We start from the raw sequence: 21526 nt of genomic DNA on the forward strand, positions 1-21526 counted from the left end.
CACCTCACCGACAAACCTAGCCGACCTGATCCCAAAGATGGTCGTTCAACGACTGCAGAACGTCGTCCAGCCGACCGCTCAGCAGCTTGTCCAGCCGCGCAGCTCCGCCGTCCTGCTCGAAATTGCGCTGCACGACCGGGCGATCCACCACCACTTCGTGCACCAGCTGTTGCGCCAGACGCTCCAGCCAACGCCGTTGCACGGGAGTCCAGCTGTGCTCCTGATAGATCCGCTGCATCGCCTTGGCGACGCGCTGATCGAACGGGACAAGCGCCTCGCCCAGCGCAGCCTGCCGGATGTAGCCCACGATGCTGGCGGCGATGGCCTGGTGCGTCTGATCCCGCCAAGCCGTGCTCAAGCTCGCCTCGCTGTAGCCGTGTTGATCGAGCAGCAAGCGCACCTCGCGCAGCTGCTCCCGCGTGAGATCGCGTGGCCGGTTCACCACCACTCCCAAAGCCACGGACTGGTTGAGCTGCTCATGGATGAACTGGTGGAAACTCTCAAGGTAATCCTCTGGCTTGTCGTGGACGCCGTAGTTCTGTTCGCGCGCCAGCAAGCGGTCCGCATGGGGCGCAATGACCGGATAGTCTTCCGAACCCAGCAGTTGAAGTTCATTCAGCTGGTCCAGCAACTGGACGTGGTCCTGCATGAACTGGGCAGCGCCCCGCGGCCCGAGTTCGCGCAGGTGCCGGTGAAGGTCCTTGGGTGGCACGCCCCACTGCTCCTCCAGCCGATCGAGCCGCTGCCTTAGCTCCGGCCGGCTTTCAGCCTTGTGGTTGGCGCGGCGCAGAATGCGCATGACGCGTTGCCCCAACTGATCGAGCACGTCATCGGCATGCGAGTGGCCCTGGCGACTACCCGGTGCCTGCAGACTGCGCTCATCCTGCAACTCGCGCATGAGCTGCTCGATCGAGATGTCGGGATCCTTGACCAGCGGCTTCATGGTGTCGACAGCTTCGAGCGTGGCGTACAGGCCCACGGGATCGAAGATGCGAAACACGGTTTTCCCGATCTCGTCGCAGCGGCGCGTCGCACGCCCCTTCATCTGCTCATAGAGAATTCGCGAGCGCACCCGACGCATGAACACCAGATTGCCGATCTTCGGCACATCGATGCCTGTAGTGAGCAAGTCGACCGTAATGGCGATATTGGGATATCGCTCGTTCTTGTAGCGACGGATGAGCTGGTCGACCTTGTCGCTTTGCCCCGTAATCACCTCCACCGCCGACTGGTTGTAGCTGTCGCCGTGAAGCCCCTCGAAGGCCGCATCCAGCAGGTGCTTCATACGCACGGCATGGGCTTGGTTGACGCAGAAGATCAGCGTCTTTTCCTCCCCTTCCGGATCCAGCTCCTGGGCCAGCGCCTCGCAGATCACGCGATCGAATTCAGGCGTGATGACCCGGCGATTGAACGACTCGATGTTGAAATCCAGCTCGTCTTCAAGCTCTGCGGTATCCAGCTCGCCGGTACGCGCGTTGACCACACTGACCTGCTCACCCTTGTCGAAGTGGATGCCGTGGCGACCGAGTTGGGTTTCGTAGCGGATCGGCGGCTCATGATCGATCAGCCAGTCATCCGCCACCGCCTCCCGGTAGCTGTAGGTGAATACCGGCTTCCCGAAGATCTCGGTGGTGTGCTTGGCCGGCGTGGCGGTGAGGCCGATGCGACACGCGTCGAAGTAATCCAACACGCGGCGGTACTGCGACAAATATTGCTGGTGATCGCGTACAGCCAGCTCACCCTCGGTCATCTCCTGGTCCAGCGTGTAGCCGCGGTGGGCCTCGTCGACAATGACGCAGTCAAACTGATCCACCGGCGGGGGCGTGTCGGACTGGAAGATACGCCGCACCATCGCCTGTACCGTGGCTACCTGGATGCGCGTTTCCGCCTCGGCGGCCATGTCGCCGAGCTGCTTGATGTCGTAGATCTGCGAAAGCGTGTGGTTCTGCTCTAGGGTCGCCTCGTCGAAAGCGTCCAACGCTTGCTTGCCCAATGCGCTGCGATCCACAAGGAAAAGGATGCGACGAAAGCGCTCGGCCTTGAGCAAGCGATACATCAAACCGATGATGGTGCGGGTCTTCCCGGTACCGGTGGCCATAGCAAGCAGACAGCGCCGCTGATCCTCTGCCAGCGCCCGCTCGACTTCGCCAATGGCTTTGCATTGGTAGTCACGCAATTTGAGATACGCAAACCCCTCTTCCCGCAGCCTCTGTTCGGCCGCGGCGCGATCACGTGCAAGCAGGTCCAGCAACCCGGCGGGCGTGTAGAAGTCCTGCAGAGCGCGCCGCTGATTGGACGGGCGGCGCAAGTCTCGAAACCAGGTGCCGGACTGTTCGGCTAGCTGGGCCATGTAGGGCCGTCCGTTGCACGCAAAAGCAAACGGCACCTTAAAAAGACCGCCCTGACCGTCCGGCCAGCCCGAATCCTTCGCTACGATCGGCCACGCGGGGTCCAGTCCCCCGGTCAGCTGAAAGTCCCGCGCATAGCGCTCGGCCTGCGGGATGCGCTCGGCAACATTGAGGCGTTTGCGCTTGGCCTCGACGATGCCAATAGGCGTCATACCCGCAAACAGCACGTAGTCCGCGCAGGCCTTCATGCTGCTGGTCGGCCACTCGGCAATGGCCATGTTGCGCCCCTTTTCCGGCCTACCACCCTTGGCATGGACCAGGTCCAGCGAATCGGCTTCCCAGCCCGCGGCCTGCAATTGCTGATCGATGAGGATGCGGGTGAGATCTTCGGTCAGATCGAAGGCATGGCTGGCGCGCTGAGTTTTTTTCTGTACTTGTTGCGTGAGCTTCGGGCTTGCCGCCAGCTTGGCTCGCTCGCTCGCCAATCGCTGCTCGAATTCAGCCTTGAGCGCGGTGAGCTCCGCTTCGCGCGCAGTGGCGAGCCCCTGATAGTCGCGCGCCTCGGCATCCATCGCCTCCGCGAGCGCCATGGACTCAGCCGCCTCACGCCGCTGCAGCTCGATCAGCTGCTGGTTGTGCTGAAGCTCTTGGTGCGAATCGCGCAAGGCAGCCGTGAGCTGCTCGATCTCACCCCTCAACTCACGCAACGCTTCGCTGGGATCTCGCGGAGCGACAAAAGGGCCAGGCTTGAAGCCGCTACCAGCCTTGCCGAACGAGCGGTGGTACCAGACCGCCAACTCGCGAGCTACCTTCAGCCCATCCAGCGCCTCGCGATGACGGGTGTTGAAACCATGCGCCGCCTTGTTGCCCTCCACGCGAAGTGTGTGAAACAGACCATGGATGGCAGGATCCAGATGAATCTCGCGATGGATCCGGTAGAGCAGTTCGGCCTGCGAGGTCGCCGCGTCAAATTCAATGCCTGAGCGGGTAGCCAGGTCCTGCGCGAGTGCTTCGCCCAGCTGCCGGAGCTTGATCAGCGTCGTATTGGGGTCGCTGGCGAAGATCTGCTCGGCGGTCCGAGCCAGCTGCAAAAGCACCGGATCATGCTCGCCAAGAAAGGCGAAGCCTCCCGAATCCGCCTCCCCGAGGCCATTACCGGCTGTCGCCATACCAAGTCCATTATTCGGTTTACTCTGATACTAACGCAGTATCCGCGGGACGCCGATCACCCCCGTACATCCCCTTCCAAATCAGCGCCCGGTTACGGATCAGTCGGACATCCCCGGCAAGATCCTGCGTGGCATATAGGCAAACCGGGTAGAACCCATGCCAGATCAGAGATCGTCAAAGTCTTCGACCGAAAGCTCTTTCGAACCCGCCAGCATGTCGCGGGAGAACTCCATTTTGTAATCAAGCCGTTCCGCCAGCCGCTCTTCGAATGAAGCGAATCCGGGCCAAGCCACGGTCGGGCAGTAGACGTACACGTCACGCCGCTGACCAATGCGGTAAGCGCGATCGGTCGCCCGGTCTTCCTTGGCCGGGTTCCATGTCCAGGCGAAATGGATGACGTGGTTGGCCTCCTGGATATTCAGGCCGAAACCGGGGTGGGTCAGCCCAAATCCAATACATCAAAGCAATTCGATCGCTGCCGGGCTGGTCCCACATAGTAATGAGGCTTTGGCTCAGTGTTTTGCCAGCAGATCAGAGCGACCGATGACTTGGCGCTTCGTCTTGACAGGTTCTGGTTCCGAAAACCCGCTGTATGCCTCACCCCAGGCCATGCTGCCCAAGGCATAGACCCGCTTGTCGCGGAGTCCTTCAAGGCCTTCCTGCCAGGCGCGCAGCATGCGCTTGCCGATCTCGGTGAATTCGGGGTGCTCGGCCATCGCTGCGCGGACCTGAGAGCCGACGTCGGCCATGGCATCCCCGATCCGCTCAACGATGCCGGCCTGCTCGCGCGGCGGCAGACCGAAGGTGGCGGCGATGAAGGTTTGCAAGCTTTTGCCCGGACTCCAGGTCTTCTTGCCCATGAAAGAGATGCCCGGGGGATTCTTCACGTAATCGGGATAGGCGGCCGTAGTGATCATGTCGTAGGCGGGTGCCAAGTGCACGTCGTCGTGACGGGTATAGAGCAACGCCAGGTTCTTGGCATGGCAGTCGGCATTGCGCACGGCGTAGCTGAGCAGCAGCAAGCTCGCCATCTGGCGGAACACGTCCGTGCGGTTCGCTGCCGGCACGTGGTCGCGCACGGCCTTGGCGATGCGCTCCCAGGTGGTTTCGTATTTGGCTGCCGGGCGCAGGCCAAGTAGCGCGCAGAAGTCCTCCATACCCCAGTGGCGGGCTCCATGTTCGTCCACGTCGAAGCGAGTGACGACGAGTGCTTGGCCGTCGAGGGAGACTTCCGTTACCGCGGCAGGCATGACCTGGCGCACGACCTGCATGCACAGGTGCTCGTTCAAGGCAACGAAGGGCAGTCGCTGCGAAGAGCCTTTGATGATGTGCCTGTGAGTGAGCAAGGTGACCTTCTTGTGCGGTCCGAGCTGGACATGTTCGGCCGCATCGTCGAGGAACTTTGGCACCACGCCTGATACGCCACTGGTCGCGTGCCGACGCACCAGTTCCGCAAAGGCTTCCTCTGAGTTGTCGCCCTGTAGCAGGGCTGCGACGTCCACTGGAGTGGCGGGCTCATCCAGCCTCGCGCCAGCTGGGGCCACCTGGACACGCCCGATCATGTTCCGGCCGATCACCGACAACAGGGCCATGGGGCTTGCGCCGATATGGGGGCCGAATTGCTCCTGTAGCACTTGGAGCAGGTATCCCTCGGGAAGGTTCATCTGGAAGATGGGGTGCAGGACATCGTCCCAGACCCAAGCGTCACGTCGAACGCGCATGGTCAGCGACACGAAGTCATCTGTGGCGACGTCATCGTGATACGTCATGGTGCTTTTGAAGTCGCCGACCGCTTCCAGCGTGGCCACTTCGCGACCGAGTACATGCACGGCCAGGCTCATGCTTGTCCCCCGCGCTCACGGCGCAGCTCATCCAATGAACCGGATGATCCCAACTCCACGAACTGAAGCTCCATCCCAAGGGCTGCAAGCACCGCCAGTAACTTCCGCGAACCAAGCTCAGCCAGCTTGCCCCGTTCGAAGCGGGACAAGGTTTCCTGGGGAATGCCAGCACGCAAGGCGACGTCGCCCTGCTTCAAGCCCAGGGCACGCCGCTTAGTGGCTACAGCTTCGCCAAGTTCCAGCACGGTTTGCATTTTGATATATACATCAATAATTCGGCACCAAGGCCCATTATTTGATGTAAAAGTCAAATTTGCAATGCTGCGGCGCAGAAGGGCGGCGCGATTGCGTACCGCCAGTGCCTCGGACCCTGGGAGCGCGCAGCGTTCGTGTCAGTGCAAAAAACGGGCTTATTCCAGCGCCTTTGCGGTGCAACCTCACGGTGCCCAATCGGGGCGATGACGAGAAGATGAGATGGCAAAGGGAAGCAACGGATCAGGTAGCGGCCGGTCGGCAGGCCCCGGGGCGGGCGGCAAGACCGCACCAGCTGGCAGCCGCGGTCGCGGCCCCGGCAATGCCCGGGCGGGGTGGCCCTCGGGCAATCACGGCATGAAATCAGGCGTCAATAGAAGCACGGGCCCTGCTCGCGGCCGCTAGCTCAAGGGTCCAGCAACCAGTCCGGCGGGGCCGCATCGTCGCGCGGCGTCGCCGGGCAGTAGCTATCAGAGTGGCGAGCCCACCATTCCAGATAGGCCTCACGCCAGCCCGCGCGATCCAAGTGGCCCTTGGCCACCGAATGGTCGGGCATGAGGAGGGTTAAGAAGTGGGCCGCCACCAGATACGGCTCAGCCAAGTCGGCTGCAACGTCGAGGGCATCGGGGGACGTGTCGGGCGTCCAGAACTGGGAGTAAACCAGTGTCTGGAATGCCCGACCCGTCATCGAATGTTTCCCACTCCTCAACGCTTGGATGAAGCGGGATCCGTCGCCGACGACGGACCTCGAAAGCTCAACACGCATGCCCATTTCGGCGATCGTTGGCGTTGCTTCGGGCCAGTGACCATTTCGGACCAGGTATCCGGCCGAGCCGACAAAATCCACCAGGCGCGCGATGGGATCCTTAGGCCGCCAGCGCACACGGGCTGCCGGATCAGGCCTCGCGAGAAGAACGGCAAACCGAGGACGCCGCCCCATCGAATCAGAACCAGTCACCTCGGTGTTCCAGCGACCTAACTCATGGTCAATCGCCGCCAAGAGCGACAGCGCCATATGCGCGCGCCGAGTCAATACGAGCTCAAGCAGGGCTCGCTCGTCGTCGCCCGGCAGCTCTTGGAGCGGGCGACGGACCCCTGACACAGAGAGCGGCGCAGAATAGGCCGGACCGAGATGGGGATCCCGGTGGAGCTTGGACAAGGCTTCCGCGGCACCGCAATCCCCTAGCTCGAATAGGCACCGGTCCGACGCATCCAGCTGCGCGACCAGCTCTCTCGTGGCGGGTGCGCATTTGTCGCCAAGCAGACCGAGTCCGAAGACCATCATCGCCGAAACGCCATCAGGCATCCGGTCCTTGCAGAACTGATAGTCGGCGTCGGTAGCGCCGCGCTTCCGAAACGCTCCCAACAACAGCGAGTCGACATGCGCCTGAACTCGTGCGCTTGAAGCGAGCACCGCCTCGTAAGCGCGGCCGCGTTGAAACGTCATACGACTCAGGCCAGTCGCATACTCAAAGTACGACGCGGGCGACAGACCCACCAGTTTCTGTACGACTTGGATATGTAGGGAGAGCAACATTTGGCAGCGCCACCTTGTTCCAAGGGGATCTTAAGGCGGCCGAACTTCCTCTGCGTTGGTTACTTCACCTTGCGTGGATTCTGTTCCCTCCGGCAACTGGCGCCCAAGTAAGAGAGAGGGCGGCACCGAGCAACCGCGCCGCCGCGATGTCTGCGTTGGGTGGCACGCTGCCCGCTGAGCATGCCGGTGGGAGCGCCTGGCTTTGGGGGGGTGATGTGGAAATGTGCACTTGCAACCGAGGTGATCGGCGGTCAGCTGAATCAATGATCAACCGCACCGGAATCTGCAGGTCTCTGGTACCCGACTGATAGCGACCGAATCGCGCCCAACCGCGAGTCAAAGAGCAGCGCGCCCCGGTGATCGAGATCTGGGCGCCAGCTTGGCCATCCCGGCATGACCTTAGCTGAGCCACCTGCTGGAGAGCCGAGCAGCCATGAGCCTTTTCACCAAGGGGCCTCTCAGATGGCGACCAGGTGGCTTATCTCCTCCACAAGACGGTGACCAGGTATCGCTCAAGACCGCCTTGCCGCGAACCAGGTCAACTGCGTAGGTCAACCCTCGTGCTTCGTCGGCCTCTTGCTCAGCGCATCAAGGGTGTCGGCAGGGGCAAAGAGACATTGGTGTTTTGGGGCGAATCCCATTCATCTATCTATCATGGGGAAAGGTGGTTTCCCCAATCAGGGAACTAGCAGCACGAAAAGGCTCACGCCCCCCTCATGGGGAAATGCCCCCTTTCCCCATGATAGATATGGGGAAGCACCCCTATTCCCCATGGGGTCTGACCAGCATGCGCGATTCGTCGCCACATAGCCGTTGGCGTTATTGCTACTGACGCGATTGGCAAGGTGCCCCTGCGCTCCAACCGCAGCCCACCTGGCAGGACAGGACGCGAACGGCATTGGCTTAAACGGCAAAGCACCTTGGTGCAGATTCGGTTCCCAAGAAACGGCATTGCGATGCGATGCGTGGGCACCGCCGGCTTTTCATGGTGCAGATTCCTCCTGAATTTCGCCGCTGGGAAGCTCATGGGATCGTTTCTGCACCAGCGCTGAGCTCTGTAGCGCGGCGAGGCACATTTTCACTATGCGAATCATTAGCCTGAAAGACCGCGGCTCAGGTCGGAATCTGCACCACACCTCAATCCTTCAGCAGCACTGGCTAGGACTGGCAATCACACATGGGGCGATCAAGAGACCTCGTGCAGAAAGGCGCTTGGTCCGGCCAAGGCAGCGCAGAACGACATACACACCAGTAGCGGCCTGCTAAGCCACCAAATCGAAACGAGCCCTTGAAACTGGGAGGTTTCTCCTGCGCCCCGCGGCCCGCCCCCACTACGGTGGATTCCCCCGCGGAGATCACGGCGGCACAGATTGTGGGGCCGAATCGATATGCCCCGCGAACTGCCTCAGCCGACTGGTGAGCCGGCTTCCGGACAAGACACCTCATGGATCAACCAAACCACATCATCGATGCTGACCACCTGCGCAAGATAAGCGGAAAAAAAAGCGTAGCGGCCATTCGCCGTTGGGCAAGCCGACAAGGCATCCGCTGCGGCGATGGCGCCGCAGGGCCCTGGACGACGCTTGAGGCGCTGAACTTCGCACTGGGAGTGCCGATCTCGCCTGCCGCCAACGATAGTTACGGTGGCGACATTCTGTAACACCTGGGGCGAGTGACTACTTGTCCTGGTCGACCCACGCACACGACGGCGCGAAGCGACCAGGCCGAAGCACCCCGACTGGCAACGTATTCCAGTTCACTCATGCCCCAAAGACGCCAAACGCAGTAGGACCGCTTAGCCATGCCGCGTCAACGACGCTACGACCCAACAATCCCATCCCATATCGATCAGAAGAAGCTGCCAACGGGTGTGTATTGGAACCGGCGCGATCGCAACTGGTACACCATCCTTAGCGAACCGAAGCCCCACCGACAGCGTATCGCTGGCCCCGACGCCCTTATGTCCGAGTTGAACAAGGCGATCGAACAATTGCGTGGGGTGCGACACGAAACCCTTGACCACATGCTCGGTCACTTTGCCGAGTCCGGCAGATACAAAGAACTTGCTTCGGCAACGCGAGAAGACTACGCGTATTGCCGACTTGCACTGCAGCGCTACAAAACCAAGCTCGGTTGCAGCTTCGCCGAACTGGATCGAGCCAAGATCACCACGCCACTGATCCAGAAGCTGATCGACACCATCGCCAGCACTCATCCGAGCAAAGCCAACCACATCAAGCGGTACTTATCTGCGGCCTATAAATGGGGCGTGCAGCGCGGTTACGTCTCGAGCAACCCGGCCAAAGTGGTCCAGCAGGCGAAGGAACGCATGGCACATCGCATGCCTAGCGAGGACACCATGCACAACGTGATTGCGTTCCTGCGAGAGAGAGGTGCGCTCTCAGGGCGCCGCGCAGGGGCGGTAGCGTCCTATGTATGGGCAGTGGCAGAGATCGCGTACAGGCTGCGCCTGCGCAGCGTGGAAGTGCGAATGCTGACTGATGACAGCGCGACGGATGAAGGAATCATCGTCGTGCGTACCAAGGGCAGCGCAGGCAACATCACACGCTGGTCTCCGGAGCTTCGTGAGGCGTGGGGCTGGCTGGTCGACCGCCGCGCCCGGATCTGGCTCAAGAAGGGCACACCACAAGCGAAGCTATTACGTCCACTTGTCGTCGCTGAAGACGGGAGCCCGCTGAGCAAATCGGCGCTCAACAGCGCCTGGAAGCGCGCCATGGCTGCCGCCATCGAGGCTAAGGTGATCGGCTCCGATGAACGCTTTGGCCTGCACGGCCTGAAACATCGCGGTGTCACTGACACCCCAGGTACGAAGGCCGACAAGAAGCTAGCCAGCGGGCACAAGTCCGACGCGATGGTCGAGCTCTACGACCATGAGGTCCCGACCGTCAACCCGGCTGGAAGATCACGCCGATTTACCTAGCCATTTGGAAGCGCGTCTGCCACTTGTCCTCCGTGCGCACACCTGCCCAGCGGCATGAGCCGCCTCCTCCACCCGCAGGCTGTGTTCAAGCACTCGCTCAGCGAGCAGGGCTCGACCTAGGGGGCGTAAGGCGGACATGTTTATGCAGGTTCATCCGGGGCTCCTGGTGTGCTGGTTGGGTCGCATCTCCAGAATCCCGGGATCGCCCCGGGTAAACAACCTACTGAGCGACTAAAGCTAGCGATTAACAGTGTGCCCGGATCGGTGTTCCGGATCGGGACACTTGGCGGTGTCCGAAAGGCCCCTTCGGCATGGGCAGCTGGCTGTGGACCACTGGCGACTTGCAGTATGCCCGGATCGGCGTTCCGGATCGGGACACTTGGCGGCGTCCGAGAGGCCCCTGCGATATGGGCAGCTGGCTGTGCACCATTAGCGATTTGCAGTGTGCCCGGATCAGTGTTCCGGATCGGGACACTTGGCGGTGTCCGAGAGGCCCCTTCGGTAAGTGCAGCTGGCTGTGCACCACTGGCGACTTGCAGTATGCCCGGATCGGCGTTCCGGATCGGGACACTTGGCGGTGTCCGAGAGGCCCCTGCGGTATGGGCAGCTGGCTGAGCACCACTAGCGATTTGCAGTGTGCCCGGATCGGTGTTCCGGATCGGAACACTTGGCGGTGTCCGAGAGGCCCCTGCGATATGGGCAGCTGGCTGTGCACCATTAGCGATTTGCAGTGTGCCCGGATCAGTGTTCCGGATCGGGACAGTTGGCGGTGTCCGAGAGGCCCCTGCGATACGGGGCGACGTCGCCGGCAGCCGGCTACGTACGATTAGCGACCGGTAATGGGGCTGGGTCACTGTTCCGACCCGGAACACCATGTCGGGATAGGATGACTGGTAAGCGAGCGGTATTCAGACGGTATGAGCTGGCCAGGACCGCTGAGCATGAAGTGGATGTCCAGCCCGAGGCGGCCCGACACGCTCTTAGAGAGTCGCCGTTGCCATTTGGCCGAACGTGGAAGGCCGCGCGGGCGGCGGGCACGGTGGTGGCTTGGATCACGCGCATCAAAGAAAAGGCGAAGCCCACTCAGCAGTAAGCTGGCGCGGCGTGCCACTCGCCAAATCTGGGGATTTGCTGATGAAGATGGATCGAGCGCTGCAGAGGGAGCTTCTTGAAGTTGCCGTACGGGCTTACCCGCACGAGACCTATCCAGATTTCGAGGGACTGAGCCTTGTGGACAAAAGCCACATCGCCGCCCAGCTGCTCTACTTGGCTGAGCATGGGTTGATCCGCAATCCACCGCTGCTCGGGGTTGACGGCCACATTTCGTTTCACCAATACCAAGCCACCAAAGCTGGTATCGACTTTCTTACGGACGACGGCGGTCTGTCGGCTGTTCTGGGCGTGGTCACTATCAAGCTGCACGACGACACCATTCGCAGCCTTCTGATCCAGAAGATTCAGAACTCCGATGCCGAGCCAACAATCAAGGGCGAATTGGTCAAGCAAGTTCGGTCCCTGCCTGCAGAGGCACTGAAGACGGTGACGACCAAGCTCCTTGAAGCCGGGTTGCAGTACCTGCCCGATGCCATCCATCGATTGCAGTCGATGCTTCCGCACCTGTGATAACGATTTGTGCTTCACAGTCCATCTCAGGCCACCCCCCCCCTTGCTTTGGCGCCGGCCCGAACCTGGACTCTAAGTCGTCCCGTTACTCAGCGCGCAGGGGGCGTCGGTCGGCGTGAGGATCACCGCTGAGACGCCGCCCGATCGCCACTGGAGCGAGATCCTCGGCGTGCCGCGCGACTGCAGCACTACCGAAGCGCGCGCGGCCTACCGCGAGCTGCACGCCGCCCTGCTGGCCGACGACACCACCGAGCCGGAGCAGCTCACCGAGCTCAACCGCGCTTACGACCTCTGCTGCCGCGAGCACGAAATGCAGGAATGACTAGCGCCGTAGATAGAAGCAACTCTATGCCAGCCGTGACGGCTACCAATCACCGAAATCTAGATGCAATGTCTGCAGCATCTTCAGCCTCTGAGCAGAACTGCAACGCAAAGTCACCAAACCCGCCCCAATCAATTGAATCATCACCACCGCCTCCGTGGTCGCATGCGAACTTCCAAAGCCGATCACCCCACAGCGATAGCCGCTGCAGCATCAAGAGTGTCGAAATATGGGAGGGATCGCTGAGTAGATGTCCCGGGAATTTGTCCAAGGCAGCTACTAGTGGCTCGAACTCATCCCTGCTACCAAATTCTGCTACTCCAACCAGTTTTGCATCGTCTTGCGTCAGGCTAAGAACTTCCGTTCCGAAGTCCCTCAGCTCATTTCCCAATGTTCCGAGCAGAGCAATCAAATGGCGCTTTTCAGCTGCACGCTTAACCCTGGCATCCCACGTGGGAATGGCTGCCGCAACCAAGATGCCGACAATCGAACCCACGGCCTGCACCCAGGCAGGGGCGTCACTTCTCGATAGCCACCCTTCGGCAGCACCAGCAACCCAGAAGGCCGTAACAAACCCGACTGCTACGGCGGCCAAATAGCGAGGCAGCGCACTCCAACGAAAACGAACTTTCTTCATCCGTGCACACCTAGTCTGACGGTAATCCCAAATGGTCCGTTTGATTCACATCTGCCGCAACCATCGGTGCTCAACCTATGGCTGAAATCACCAGCCGCTCCGCCATCACGACGACCAAGCATCACCCCACCCAGATGAAGGTCGAAACCATCGGGCTCGGCAAGGCCGTGGAGTGGGACGGGAAGGACATCGTGCCCGAGCTGGACGCCGTGCCGGTGTGCTCCTGGTGGAGCGGCGGCGTCACGATCACGCCCGAGGACGTGGAGGGAGGCGTCTCGCCCACCATCACCAGCCGGTTCGACGTGGTCGCCGCGAGGAGCGCTGAGGGCCCGGAGCGCCGCACCCGCTGGGTGCCGGCCGGCACCGCGATGGGCTTGGAGAGCGGCCACTTCAACGCGGATCTCCAGCAGCTGCCGGCCGGTAGCTGGTGGGATGGGAAGCTGCGCCTATTCCCCGCGCGAGAGAAGGGCAAGCCGGGGCGCTAAGCATGGCGAACAATCCGCACATCCTGGACGCCGAGCAGCTGAAGGCTCTGTCAGGCAAGAAGGCGGCCGCGGCCCTGCACCGGCGGACCAGCGCCCAGGGCATCCGTCTGCTGGATGGTGCCGGCGGCCCGTGGACCGCGGTCGAGGCGGTGAACGCCGCCCTGAGCGTATCCTCGGCCTCCAACGACCGCGCCTACTCCCCGGGCATCCTATGACCCGAGGCCGCAAGCGGAAGCACGACCCGACGATCCCGGGCCACATCGACCAGAAGAGGCTGCCGACCGGCTGCTACTGGAATCGGCGCGATCGCTACTGGTACACGCCGGCGTCGCGCCGGCGCCTGGCCGGGCCCGAGGCGATGCTATCCGAGCTGCACCAGGCGATGGAGGCTCTGCGCGGCGTCGACCGGGACTCGCTGGACTACATGCTCACCCAGTTCCACGCCTCGCTGCAGTTCAAGCAGCTGGCCAAGGCCACCCAGGACGACTACGGCTACTGCCGGCTGGCGCTGGACCGCTCCCCGACCAAACTGGGCGTGCCGGTGACCGGCCTCCGCCGCGCCGGCATCACCACGCCCTTCCTGCAGCGGCTGGTGGACGAGATTGCGGCTACCCACCCCAGCAAGGCCAACCACGTGAAGCGGTACCTGTCGGCGGCCTTCACTTGGGCGCGCCAGCGCGGCTTCGCCACGGAGAACCCCGCCCGGGGCATCAGGGCGGCGAAGGAGAAGCGGGACGCGAAGATGCCCGACCGGGCGGTGATGGCCGCCGTGGTGGCGCACCTGCGCGAGCGTGGCGCGCTGCCGAGCCGCCAGAAGGGATCCGTGGTGCCCTACGTCTGGGCCGTGGCCGAGATCGCCTACCGCTGCCGCATGCGCAGCGTCGAGGTGCGCGACCTGACCGACGCGAACGCCCAGGAGGACGGCATCGTGGTCCGCCGGCGCAAGGGCAGCCGGGACAACCTCACCCGCTGGAGCCCGGAGCTGCGCAACGCCTGGGACTGGCTGGCGAGCCGGCGCGATGGAATTTGGAAGAAGAAGGCCGGGCCCATCCCGCTGCGCCCGGCCGACCGCCCGCTGGTGGTGGCTGAGGACGGCGCCGCCCTGAAGAAGTCCGCCCTGAGCAGCGCATGGCGCCGGGCGATGGAGGTGGCGATCGAAGCGGGGGTGATCACCTCCGATCAGCGCTTCGCCCTGCACGGGCTGAAGCACCGCGGCATCACGGACACGGTCGGCACGCGCGCCGACAAGCAGCTGGCCAGCGGTCACCGGGAGGAGCGGATGCTCAATGTCTACGACCATGAGCTCCCATCCGTGGCACCAGCAGGTGACAAGCACTAGGCATAACGAAGCTGCCTTACTCCCTCATGCGCCGCCGAAGGTGAGAGAGAAGACTTCTTCAATACCTGCAATGCCGGAAATGGCCCATTTGCGAGCCACCATGAAATTCCTGGTCGCCAAATCTTCAAGCCCACCGGTAGCGAGTGATAGGAGAAGATGCCGAGAAGAGCTGTCGACGCAGATGTAGACCCCATGCTCCAAAATTGAGAGATCTCCTGGCTGTACAGACGGCATCTCAGGATGCTCGTAGCCGAAGGCCGCTTCCATCAAGGTATCGAAAGTAGCTCTTGCATCGCAGGGCCCAATATCGACAACTTTTGGCATTTGGTCTTCAAAATGCCGCTGAACCCAGACAACCGTGAATGCGTCTGGTCCGATGAGAGGGACATAGCAGCTGCCGCGAGCACTTGGCTTTTCCCCTTTCCACATGGCGGCGACACCAATTCGGCCGCTGCCGTCGACGAGGAATCGACCAGGCTCAACCTGGTGGAGGCCACGAAGGCTTGCTGCAGGGGAAATGCGCATATCCACTCCTTGGATGGGTAGCGCCTAAGCGCCAGAGCTTGACCTTTTCGCCCAAATTTTCACGCGGCGCAAGACAAATGACGACATATCGCCTCTGGGCCTTGGCACGTGCGGCGCCCGATATTGGATCGAACCGACATCACCATGATCCAAGCTATATCTGATGGTGCCTACAGAAGCGCATTACCTTCATGTTGCTCGAAGAAAACGGAGAGACAAATAGACCATCCCTGATCGTTTCGAAAATTACAGGTGGTACTGGGTCAAGTACGGGAACAACACCGCTTCGAGCGTCCAACTCCAATGGATGGGCGCGGAGAATTCCAGCATGGCGGTAATCGATATAGCTATCGTGTCGAACGAAATCGACCCCGCACCCCTGCCGAAGAATGCATGTCATATCCACAGCAGCATGAGGCGTGACACTGCACATCCCGACAACCAAAACTGCGTCATACCCGAGAATTGGGTCGAACACGGGATCGTTCATCACGATATGAAGATGTTGCCCTGCTGATCCGGTGACAATCAACAGCGTTCCACGCTGGACCACATGCATCCATGCATTCATCGCGAGCTACCTGTATCGCGCCAGTGCCTCGTCAAGGGCCCGTCGCTCATTAAACAGGCTTGCCCTGGCCTTGGCCTCCTCTTCCCCAGAACCTAGGGCAAGGAATACCTCCTGCGCAGAAATCGGGTAACTGCTTCCATGCGGATCCGTCCACTCCCCACAGTTCTCGTGAGTGAAATCCCTAAGCTGATACTGGTTTAGATGTCCAAATGCATTGTAGATCTCGTCGAGAACGTGGAACTCCGCCCCCTGAATCTCATCAAGTTCTTCGGGAGTATGTCCCTCGACAACTCGAAGGTCATAGCGACCGTTTGGAGCAATCCACCCTGCCCAATGGAGGTCGGTGGCAGAGCCGTTCATCAGCTCATAAACCCTGGTCAAGACAGGCCCGTGCGGCATCGACACGGCACGATCGCCCGTGATCGAGTCGTTGTATAGCTGCATGTACCGCCGGTCAGCGAGGTACATCAGCTTGAGAACCTTCATGTACGGGGACGTCCCACCATCCTTCATCAGGAAGTAGGCTGCCACTTGGGCAAACTTTTTTGCGCTAGGCACTGGCAGAGTTCCTTCGCAAGCACCGCATTCCTGACGATGACAACACGAAGCTATTCACGGCAACTGATTTCGCTGCGGGCCCACTGCTGGGGGCAACACGGTGTTCCGCTCACCTTTTCGGCCTAAGTGTCCCACAGTTGAGCGAAATTTGATGAATTTTTACACAACTTTTTACACGCACACGAAAAAACAAGGCCTTGCATCGCTGCAAGGCCTTGTCAGATATGGCGCCCGAAGTTGGACTCGAACCAACGACCCCCTGATTAACAGTCAAGTGCTCTAACCAGCTGAGCTATTCGGGCGTGAGCTCGATAGTTTGTCGAGGTACGGGGACACTGTCAAGAGATCGCGGCACCGCTCGAACGTCAGGCCGATCGCACCCGATAACAGGGCTCGTAGGCGGTGCCACCGGGCAGTTTCATCCGGTGCTGGGACACGAAGGCCTGCAGCAGTTGGTCGAGCGAGCGCATGATGTCCGGTTCGCCATCGATGTCGAACGGACCGTGCTGCTCGATCGCGCGCACACCCTCCTCCTTCACGTTGCCGGCGACGATGCCCGAGAAGGCCCGACGAAGGTCTGCCGCCAGTTCGTGCCGCGGACGATCACGATGGATCGCAAGCGAACGCATCGCATCGTGCGTGGGGCGGAACGGCACCTGGAACGCGAATGGGACATGCAGCGCCCAGTTGAAGAAGAACGCGTCCTTGTTGTCCAGACGGTAATTGCGCACTTTGTCGACGCCCTTGACCATCGCCCGCGCCACGGCGGCCGGGTCGTCGACCACGATCTGGTAGTGCTGGGCCACCTCGTCGCCAAGGGTCAGGCGCAGGAACCGGTCGATCTGCTCGAAGTAGGCGGCGGACTTGCGCGGGCCGGTGAAAATCAGTGGAAACGGCACGCCGGCGTTTTCAGGGTGCAACAGAATGCCCAGCAGGTAGAGGATCTCCTCCGCCGTACCGACGCCGCCCGGGAACACGATGATGCCGTGGCCAGTGCGGACGAACGCCTCCAGGCGCTTCTCGATGTCCGGCATGATCACCAGCTGGTTGACGATCGGATTCGGCGACTCGGCCGCGATGATGCCCGGCTCGGTGATGCCGATGTAGCGGTTGTTGCGCCGACGCTGCTTGGCATGGGCGATGGTGGCGCCCTTCATCGGCCCCTTCATCGCGCCCGGGCCGCAGCCGGTGCAGATGTCCATGCCGCGCAGGCCGAGCTGGTAGCCCACCTGCTTGGTGTATTCGTACTCGTCGCGCGAGATCGAATGGCCGCCCCAGCAGACCACCAGGTTCGGGTCGACCTGCGGCTTGAGCGTGCGCGCGTTGCGCAGGATCTCGAACACCGCATGCGTGATGCCGACGGTATCGTCCAGGTCGAAACCGCCCTGCTCGAGCTGGGTCGACACGTAGACGATGTCGCGCACCACCGCCACCAGCAGTTCGTTGATGCCGCGGATGATCTGCCCATCGACGAACGCCTGGGCCGGCGCGTGGGTGAGCTCGATCTTGATGCCGCGATCCTGCTGCAGCACCTGGATATCGAACTCGGGGTACAGCTCGAACATCGAACGGGGATCGTCGCTCATGCTGCCGGAGGTCAGCACGGCCAGCGCGCAGCGTCGCAGCAGCGCGTGCATGCCCGAGCCACTGGCATCGCGCAGGCGGGCAACCTCGTTGCGGGAAAGGATGTCCAGCCCACCGGCGGGCGAGATGCGCGCGCTGACGGTTGCAGGCCGGCCGGCGGTGCCGGCGTGAATGTCGTTCATCCGGAAAATCTCCTGCCGCTGACGGTTCCGCTGCCTCATGCAGCGCCGTGGCGGACCGCCAAGCATCCCGCGGGCACATGACGCGGTCAAGGCAATAAAAAACCGGCGCCCTTGCGGGCGCCGGCTCTTGGAACAACCCCGCAGGGCCGGTTAGAACGTGTACTTCAGGGTCAGCATCGCCGACCAGCGCGACACCACGCGGGTCGGGTTGGAGCCGCCGTCGTAGACGCTCCGCTGCTGCGGCTGGTAGTTGCCGTTCTTGTCGGTGGGCAGGTAGTAGACGTACTGGCCCTGGGCATTCACGCCGTCGTAGCCGGCCAGCGTGCGGGTGAAGTACTGGATCGTCTGGGTCTGGCCCCAGTTCTTGTCCAGCATGTTCAGGAAGTTGTACACGTCCAGGCGGACGATGCCCTTGTTGCCCTTGAACAGGCCCGGGATCTCCTGCTGGAAGCTCATGTCGAGCTCATTCACCCACGGCAGGCGCGCACCATTGCGAGCCGCGATCTGGCCGCGATGCTTGCTCAGGTACTTGTCGTGGCTGATGTAGTCCTGGAACTGCTGGATCAGCTCGGGGCTGGCATTGCCGTAGCTCACCCGCGGATCGTTGAGGGTCGGGATGTAGGCCGGATCCTCGTAGGTGATGCCATCACCGTTCACGTCGCCGGAGAAGATCCAGCTGTACGGCAGGCCGGAGTGACCGTTGTAGAACGCCGAGACGCTGGTCTTGTAGTCGCCGAAGAACGCGTGCTGCCAGGTGAGCGAGGCCTTGAGTGCCTTCGGGATGTCGCGGTCGGCGGTACCGGCCACCACTTCGTTGGCGTTGGTGCGCACCACGTACTTGTAGCCCGACGACGCCTGCGAGCTGTTGCCCGGATTCACTTCGGTGGCATGGCTCAGCGTGAAGCTGACGTTGCCGAACCAGCTCTCGGAGAACGGCTTGGACAGCGCCAGGGTCAGGCTGTCCGACTTGCCCTTGTGGGTGTTGGTCAGCAGGGTCGAGTAACGGTCAAATGCCGGATTGCTGCCGTTGTTGGCCAACTTGCTCGACGTCGCGCCCGGGGTCTTCCAGTACTGGTAGCGGCCATCCGGCAGGAGGATCGGATTGCCGTTGGCGTCCGTCGTCGGCGTGCCGATGTTGAGCGCCTGGTAGAGGATGCCGTCACGCGTCTGGATGTGCTGCAGCTCGACCGAGCCGATCAGCCCCCACCACGGCAGTTCGCTGTCCAGCGCCAGGGTGGTCTTCCACACGGTCGGCAGCTTGAAGTTCGGGTCGATGGTGTCGACCACACCGCTCACGCTGCCATTGCCCGCCGGGAGGTTCTGGTTGTGCGCGTCCGGGCTGAACGGGGTGGCAGTCGGATCGAAGGACTTGTAGCTGGCTACCGTCAGACCGTTGTTCTGGTACGGGTTGGTCATCCACACCGTCGGCGGGAAGGTCTGGAACAGACCGAAGCCGCCGCGCAGCTGCAGCATGCGCTCGGTGTCGAAGTTGTAGTTGAACGAGAAGCGCGGCTCGACCACGCGGTTCTTCGAACCCAGCGTGGAGTTGTTCGGGTAGCCGAACGCCTGCTCGAACGCGGCGTTGTACAACGGCGGATGGTCGGAGTGCGGGATATCGACGCGCACGCCGTAGGTCACCGACAGGTTGTTGTTGACCTGCCAGGTGTCCTGCAGGAACGGGCTGTACTGGCTGTACACCCACTTCGCCGCCACGTCGTTGAGCGTGTAGCCGGCAGCCGGCTGGTACAGGAAGTACGAGTCGTAGGCCGCGTTCTGGAAGTTGTCCAGGCCGTAGAACGTGTACGAACCGAACTCGGTGCGGCCAAACAGGTTGTAGATGTCGTTGCGCTGGTAGTCGATGCCACCCTTGAGGGTGTGGTCGCCCAGGTAGTAGGTGCCGGCCAGGAACAGCGACCACTTCTTGGTCTGGATCGCGTTGTAGTGGCTGTACTGGTCCTCGCCCAGATAGACCGACGGACCCTTGCCGGTGTCGCTGAGATAGACCTGCACCTGCGGCTGGTCGGCGAAGCCGGCGCGGTTCTGGGTGAACTTCTGGTAGCTGATCTTCGCTTCGGTGGAGAAGTTGTCGGACCAGTCGTCGAACAGCTGCAGCGCGGTGTTCTCGGTCAGGCTGTTCTTGGTGTACCAGTAGCTGCTCAGGCCGATGTTGCTGGAGCTGTTGCCCTGGATGATCGGCTGGCTTTCCTTGGTGCGCTGGTAGGTCAGGCTGGCACGGTGGTTGTCCGTGATGTTCCAGTCGATCTTGGCCAGGTAGCGCTTGTCATTGAGCTCGGAGCCGCCGGAGCCGAAGGAACCCGGGTTCAGACCCAGTGCCTTGGCGGTGTCGATCACCTTCTGCAGATCCCCCGGGGAGATCTTGTTCGAGGTCGATGCGCCGCTCCCCAGCGAGGAATCCAGGCCATTGGCCGAGTCGGCGCCGATGCCCGTGGTCTTTTCCTGTTCGGCCGACACGAAGAAGAACAGCTTGTCCTTGATGATCGGGCCGCCGACGGTGAAGCCGCCGGTCCAGTCACGCTTGTAGCCGGTGTAGCCGTAGCCCGGGTCGGACGAACCCAGCCAGCCGGCGTTGCCGACCATGCTGCTGGCATTGCGGTAGGCGTAGTACACCGAACCGTGGAACTGGTTGGTACCCGATTTGGTCACCGCGTTGATGTCGGCGCCCACGGCGTCCGAAGCGACATCGAAGTTGGCGGTCGAGATGTTGTACTCGGCAATGGTGTCGACCGAGATCGGCGAGCCCTGGTAAGGCAGGCCGTTGGCGTTCAGGCCGAACGGGTCGCCCTGGGAGATACCGTCAACGCTGATGTTGTTGTAGCGGTTCGGCAGGCCGGCCATCGAGATCGAACCGTCGCCCTGGTCGGTGACGTTGATGCGCGGATCGAGGCGTGCAATGTCGTCGATCGAACGGTTGCCCTGCGGCGTGGTGTCGAGCTGGCGCTGCGACACGTTGGTCGACAGGCCCTTGTTGTCGGGCGAGAAGGTCTGGGCCAGTGCCGAGGCCGACACCGTCACCGCACCGAGATCCTTCGCCTGCGAGGCGCCGGCGATCTGCAGGTTGATCGCGGAGGCCTGGCCGAGCTGCAGGTAGACGTTGTCCTGCTGGGCGCTGGCCATGCCCTGTTTGCTGGCAGTGATGTCGAACGGACCACCCACGCGCAGGCCCTGCGCGGCGTAGCGACCGTCGGCATCGGTGGTGACCACCTTGGTGGTACCCGAGGGCTCGTGCACGATCTGCACGGTCGCGCCGGCGACCGGCTGGCCATTGGCATCGACCACGCGACCGGACACGGCAGCAGAGGTCACGTTCTGCGCGAATGCCGGCGCAGAGACCAGCAGGCTGGCGATCGCCAGTGGCAGAAGCTTGGTGCGGATTCGATTGTTCATTACGGTATCGACCCTTGAGTTCGCAACGGAAATCGGCGGTGAAAGCAAGAACGTACGTGGGCCCGGCCAAGGCCAGGCTTCCCAGACGGACGTGTTTTCCCCGGTTTTTTGACGCTTGTTGTTTGTTTCGGTCTGCGGCGGCGCAGCGACAACCGCCAACTGATTGTTAAACCGACTTTAACGATAGTGTATGACAGATTTGTAAC

The 21526-nt window shown here is 61.9% G+C and carries 17 protein-coding genes, 1 tRNA gene and 2 pseudogenes; 7 read left to right on the top strand and 13 right to left on the bottom strand.

The features are described 5' to 3' along the window. Positions 1 to 16 precede the first annotated feature (16 nt). The 6 genes and pseudogenes from hsdR to ATSB10_RS10065 form a co-directional block, all read right to left on the bottom strand. Positions 17 to 3517 carry a type I restriction-modification system endonuclease gene (hsdR, locus tag ATSB10_RS10050; protein WP_063672487.1) on the bottom strand — a complete coding sequence of 1167 codons (3501 nt, stop codon included), beginning with the start codon at positions 3515 to 3517 and terminating at the stop codon, positions 17 to 19. 165 nt (positions 3518 to 3682) lie between these two features. After that, positions 3683 to 3832 carry a hypothetical protein gene (locus tag ATSB10_RS19605; protein ID WP_205631044.1) on the bottom strand — a complete coding sequence of 50 codons (150 nt, stop codon included), beginning with the start codon at positions 3830 to 3832 and terminating at the stop codon, positions 3683 to 3685. Positions 3833 to 3892: 60 nt separating this feature from the next. Next, a pseudogene (locus tag ATSB10_RS19855) lies at positions 3893 to 3973 on the bottom strand (hypothetical protein); the annotation flags it as partial. 57 nt (positions 3974 to 4030) lie between these two features. Next, the gene (locus tag ATSB10_RS10055) at positions 4031 to 5359 is read right to left on the bottom strand and encodes a type II toxin-antitoxin system HipA family toxin (RefSeq protein ID WP_063672488.1); all 1329 of its coding nucleotides are present in this window, start codon (positions 5357 to 5359) and stop codon (positions 4031 to 4033) included. Beyond that, positions 5356 to 5613 (bottom strand): helix-turn-helix domain-containing protein, encoded by a 258-nt coding sequence (locus tag ATSB10_RS10060; protein ID WP_063672490.1) that lies wholly within the window; start codon positions 5611 to 5613, stop codon positions 5356 to 5358. The genes ATSB10_RS10055 and ATSB10_RS10060 overlap by 4 nt, the downstream gene beginning before the upstream one ends. A gap of 404 nt (positions 5614 to 6017) precedes the next feature. Continuing rightward, positions 6018 to 7148, bottom strand: a complete 1131-nt coding sequence (locus ATSB10_RS10065; RefSeq protein WP_063672492.1) for a hypothetical protein — start codon at positions 7146 to 7148, stop codon at positions 6018 to 6020. Positions 7149 to 8592: 1444 nt separating this feature from the next. On the opposite strand from ATSB10_RS10065, the gene ATSB10_RS19360 reads away from it, so the two are divergent. Both ATSB10_RS19360 and ATSB10_RS10070 read left to right on the top strand, forming a co-directional pair. After that, entirely contained in the window at positions 8593 to 8808 is a 216-nt protein-coding gene (locus tag ATSB10_RS19360) for a hypothetical protein (protein WP_157469184.1), read from the top strand. Between the two features lie 141 nt (positions 8809 to 8949). Next, positions 8950 to 10089 carry a site-specific integrase gene (locus tag ATSB10_RS10070; protein WP_063672494.1) on the top strand — a complete coding sequence of 380 codons (1140 nt, stop codon included), beginning with the start codon at positions 8950 to 8952 and terminating at the stop codon, positions 10087 to 10089. A 4-nt stretch (positions 10090 to 10093) separates the two neighbouring features. Here ATSB10_RS10070 and ATSB10_RS19705 read toward each other — a convergent pair. Next, positions 10094 to 10243 (bottom strand): annotated as a pseudogene (locus ATSB10_RS19705) (leucine zipper domain-containing protein); the annotation flags it as partial. Between the two features lie 980 nt (positions 10244 to 11223). On the opposite strand from ATSB10_RS19705, the gene ATSB10_RS10075 reads away from it, so the two are divergent. Together ATSB10_RS10075 and ATSB10_RS10080 are read left to right on the top strand one after the other, a co-directional pair. Continuing rightward, positions 11224 to 11712, top strand: a complete 489-nt coding sequence (locus ATSB10_RS10075) for a hypothetical protein (protein WP_083966171.1) — start codon at positions 11224 to 11226, stop codon at positions 11710 to 11712. 115 nt (positions 11713 to 11827) lie between these two features. Then, positions 11828 to 12034, top strand: coding sequence for a hypothetical protein (locus ATSB10_RS10080; protein ID WP_063672496.1), 207 nt, complete (start codon positions 11828 to 11830; stop codon positions 12032 to 12034). Positions 12035 to 12083: 49 nt separating this feature from the next. Here the strand turns inward: ATSB10_RS10080 and ATSB10_RS19365 are convergent, their stop codons facing one another. Further along, on the bottom strand, positions 12084 to 12671 hold the full coding sequence (locus ATSB10_RS19365) for a hypothetical protein (protein ID WP_157469186.1): 588 nt from the start codon (positions 12669 to 12671) through the stop codon (positions 12084 to 12086). Between the two features lie 77 nt (positions 12672 to 12748). Here ATSB10_RS19365 and ATSB10_RS10085 point away from each other — a divergent pair, with 77 nt between their 5' ends. From ATSB10_RS10085 to ATSB10_RS10095, 3 genes are read left to right on the top strand one after another with little or no spacing between them, the layout of a single operon-like run. Further along, the gene (locus tag ATSB10_RS10085; RefSeq protein WP_063672498.1) at positions 12749 to 13156 is read left to right on the top strand and encodes a hypothetical protein; all 408 of its coding nucleotides are present in this window, start codon (positions 12749 to 12751) and stop codon (positions 13154 to 13156) included. Positions 13157 to 13158: 2 nt separating this feature from the next. Then, positions 13159 to 13371 carry a hypothetical protein gene (locus ATSB10_RS10090; RefSeq protein WP_063672500.1) on the top strand — a complete coding sequence of 71 codons (213 nt, stop codon included), beginning with the start codon at positions 13159 to 13161 and terminating at the stop codon, positions 13369 to 13371. Beyond that, the gene (locus ATSB10_RS10095; RefSeq protein ID WP_063672502.1) at positions 13368 to 14495 is read left to right on the top strand and encodes a site-specific integrase; all 1128 of its coding nucleotides are present in this window, start codon (positions 13368 to 13370) and stop codon (positions 14493 to 14495) included. The genes ATSB10_RS10090 and ATSB10_RS10095 overlap by 4 nt, the downstream gene beginning before the upstream one ends. Positions 14496 to 14519: 24 nt before the next feature. Here ATSB10_RS10095 and ATSB10_RS19370 read toward each other — a convergent pair whose 3' ends face one another. From ATSB10_RS19370 to ATSB10_RS10115, 5 genes are all read right to left on the bottom strand, one after another. Beyond that, positions 14520 to 15020, bottom strand: coding sequence for a hypothetical protein (locus ATSB10_RS19370; RefSeq protein WP_157469188.1), 501 nt, complete (start codon positions 15018 to 15020; stop codon positions 14520 to 14522). A gap of 577 nt (positions 15021 to 15597) precedes the next feature. Next, the gene (locus ATSB10_RS10100; RefSeq protein WP_063674433.1) at positions 15598 to 16122 is read right to left on the bottom strand and encodes a Panacea domain-containing protein; all 525 of its coding nucleotides are present in this window, start codon (positions 16120 to 16122) and stop codon (positions 15598 to 15600) included. Between the two features lie 252 nt (positions 16123 to 16374). Next, a tRNA-Asn gene (locus tag ATSB10_RS10105) sits at positions 16375 to 16451 on the bottom strand. Between the two features lie 63 nt (positions 16452 to 16514). Beyond that, positions 16515 to 17915: a nucleotide 5'-monophosphate nucleosidase PpnN gene (ppnN, locus tag ATSB10_RS10110; protein WP_063672504.1), complete on the bottom strand. Its 1401-nt coding sequence runs from the start codon at positions 17913 to 17915 to the stop codon at positions 16515 to 16517. Between the two features lie 150 nt (positions 17916 to 18065). After that, complete coding sequence (locus tag ATSB10_RS10115; protein ID WP_063672506.1) at positions 18066 to 21320, bottom strand: TonB-dependent receptor; 3255 nt, start codon at positions 21318 to 21320, stop codon at positions 18066 to 18068. Positions 21321 to 21526: the final 206 nt, after the last annotated feature.

Origin of the sequence: Dyella thiooxydans, assembly GCF_001641285.1 — a bacterium.
GTDB lineage: Bacteria > Pseudomonadota > Gammaproteobacteria > Xanthomonadales > Rhodanobacteraceae > Dyella_A > Dyella_A thiooxydans.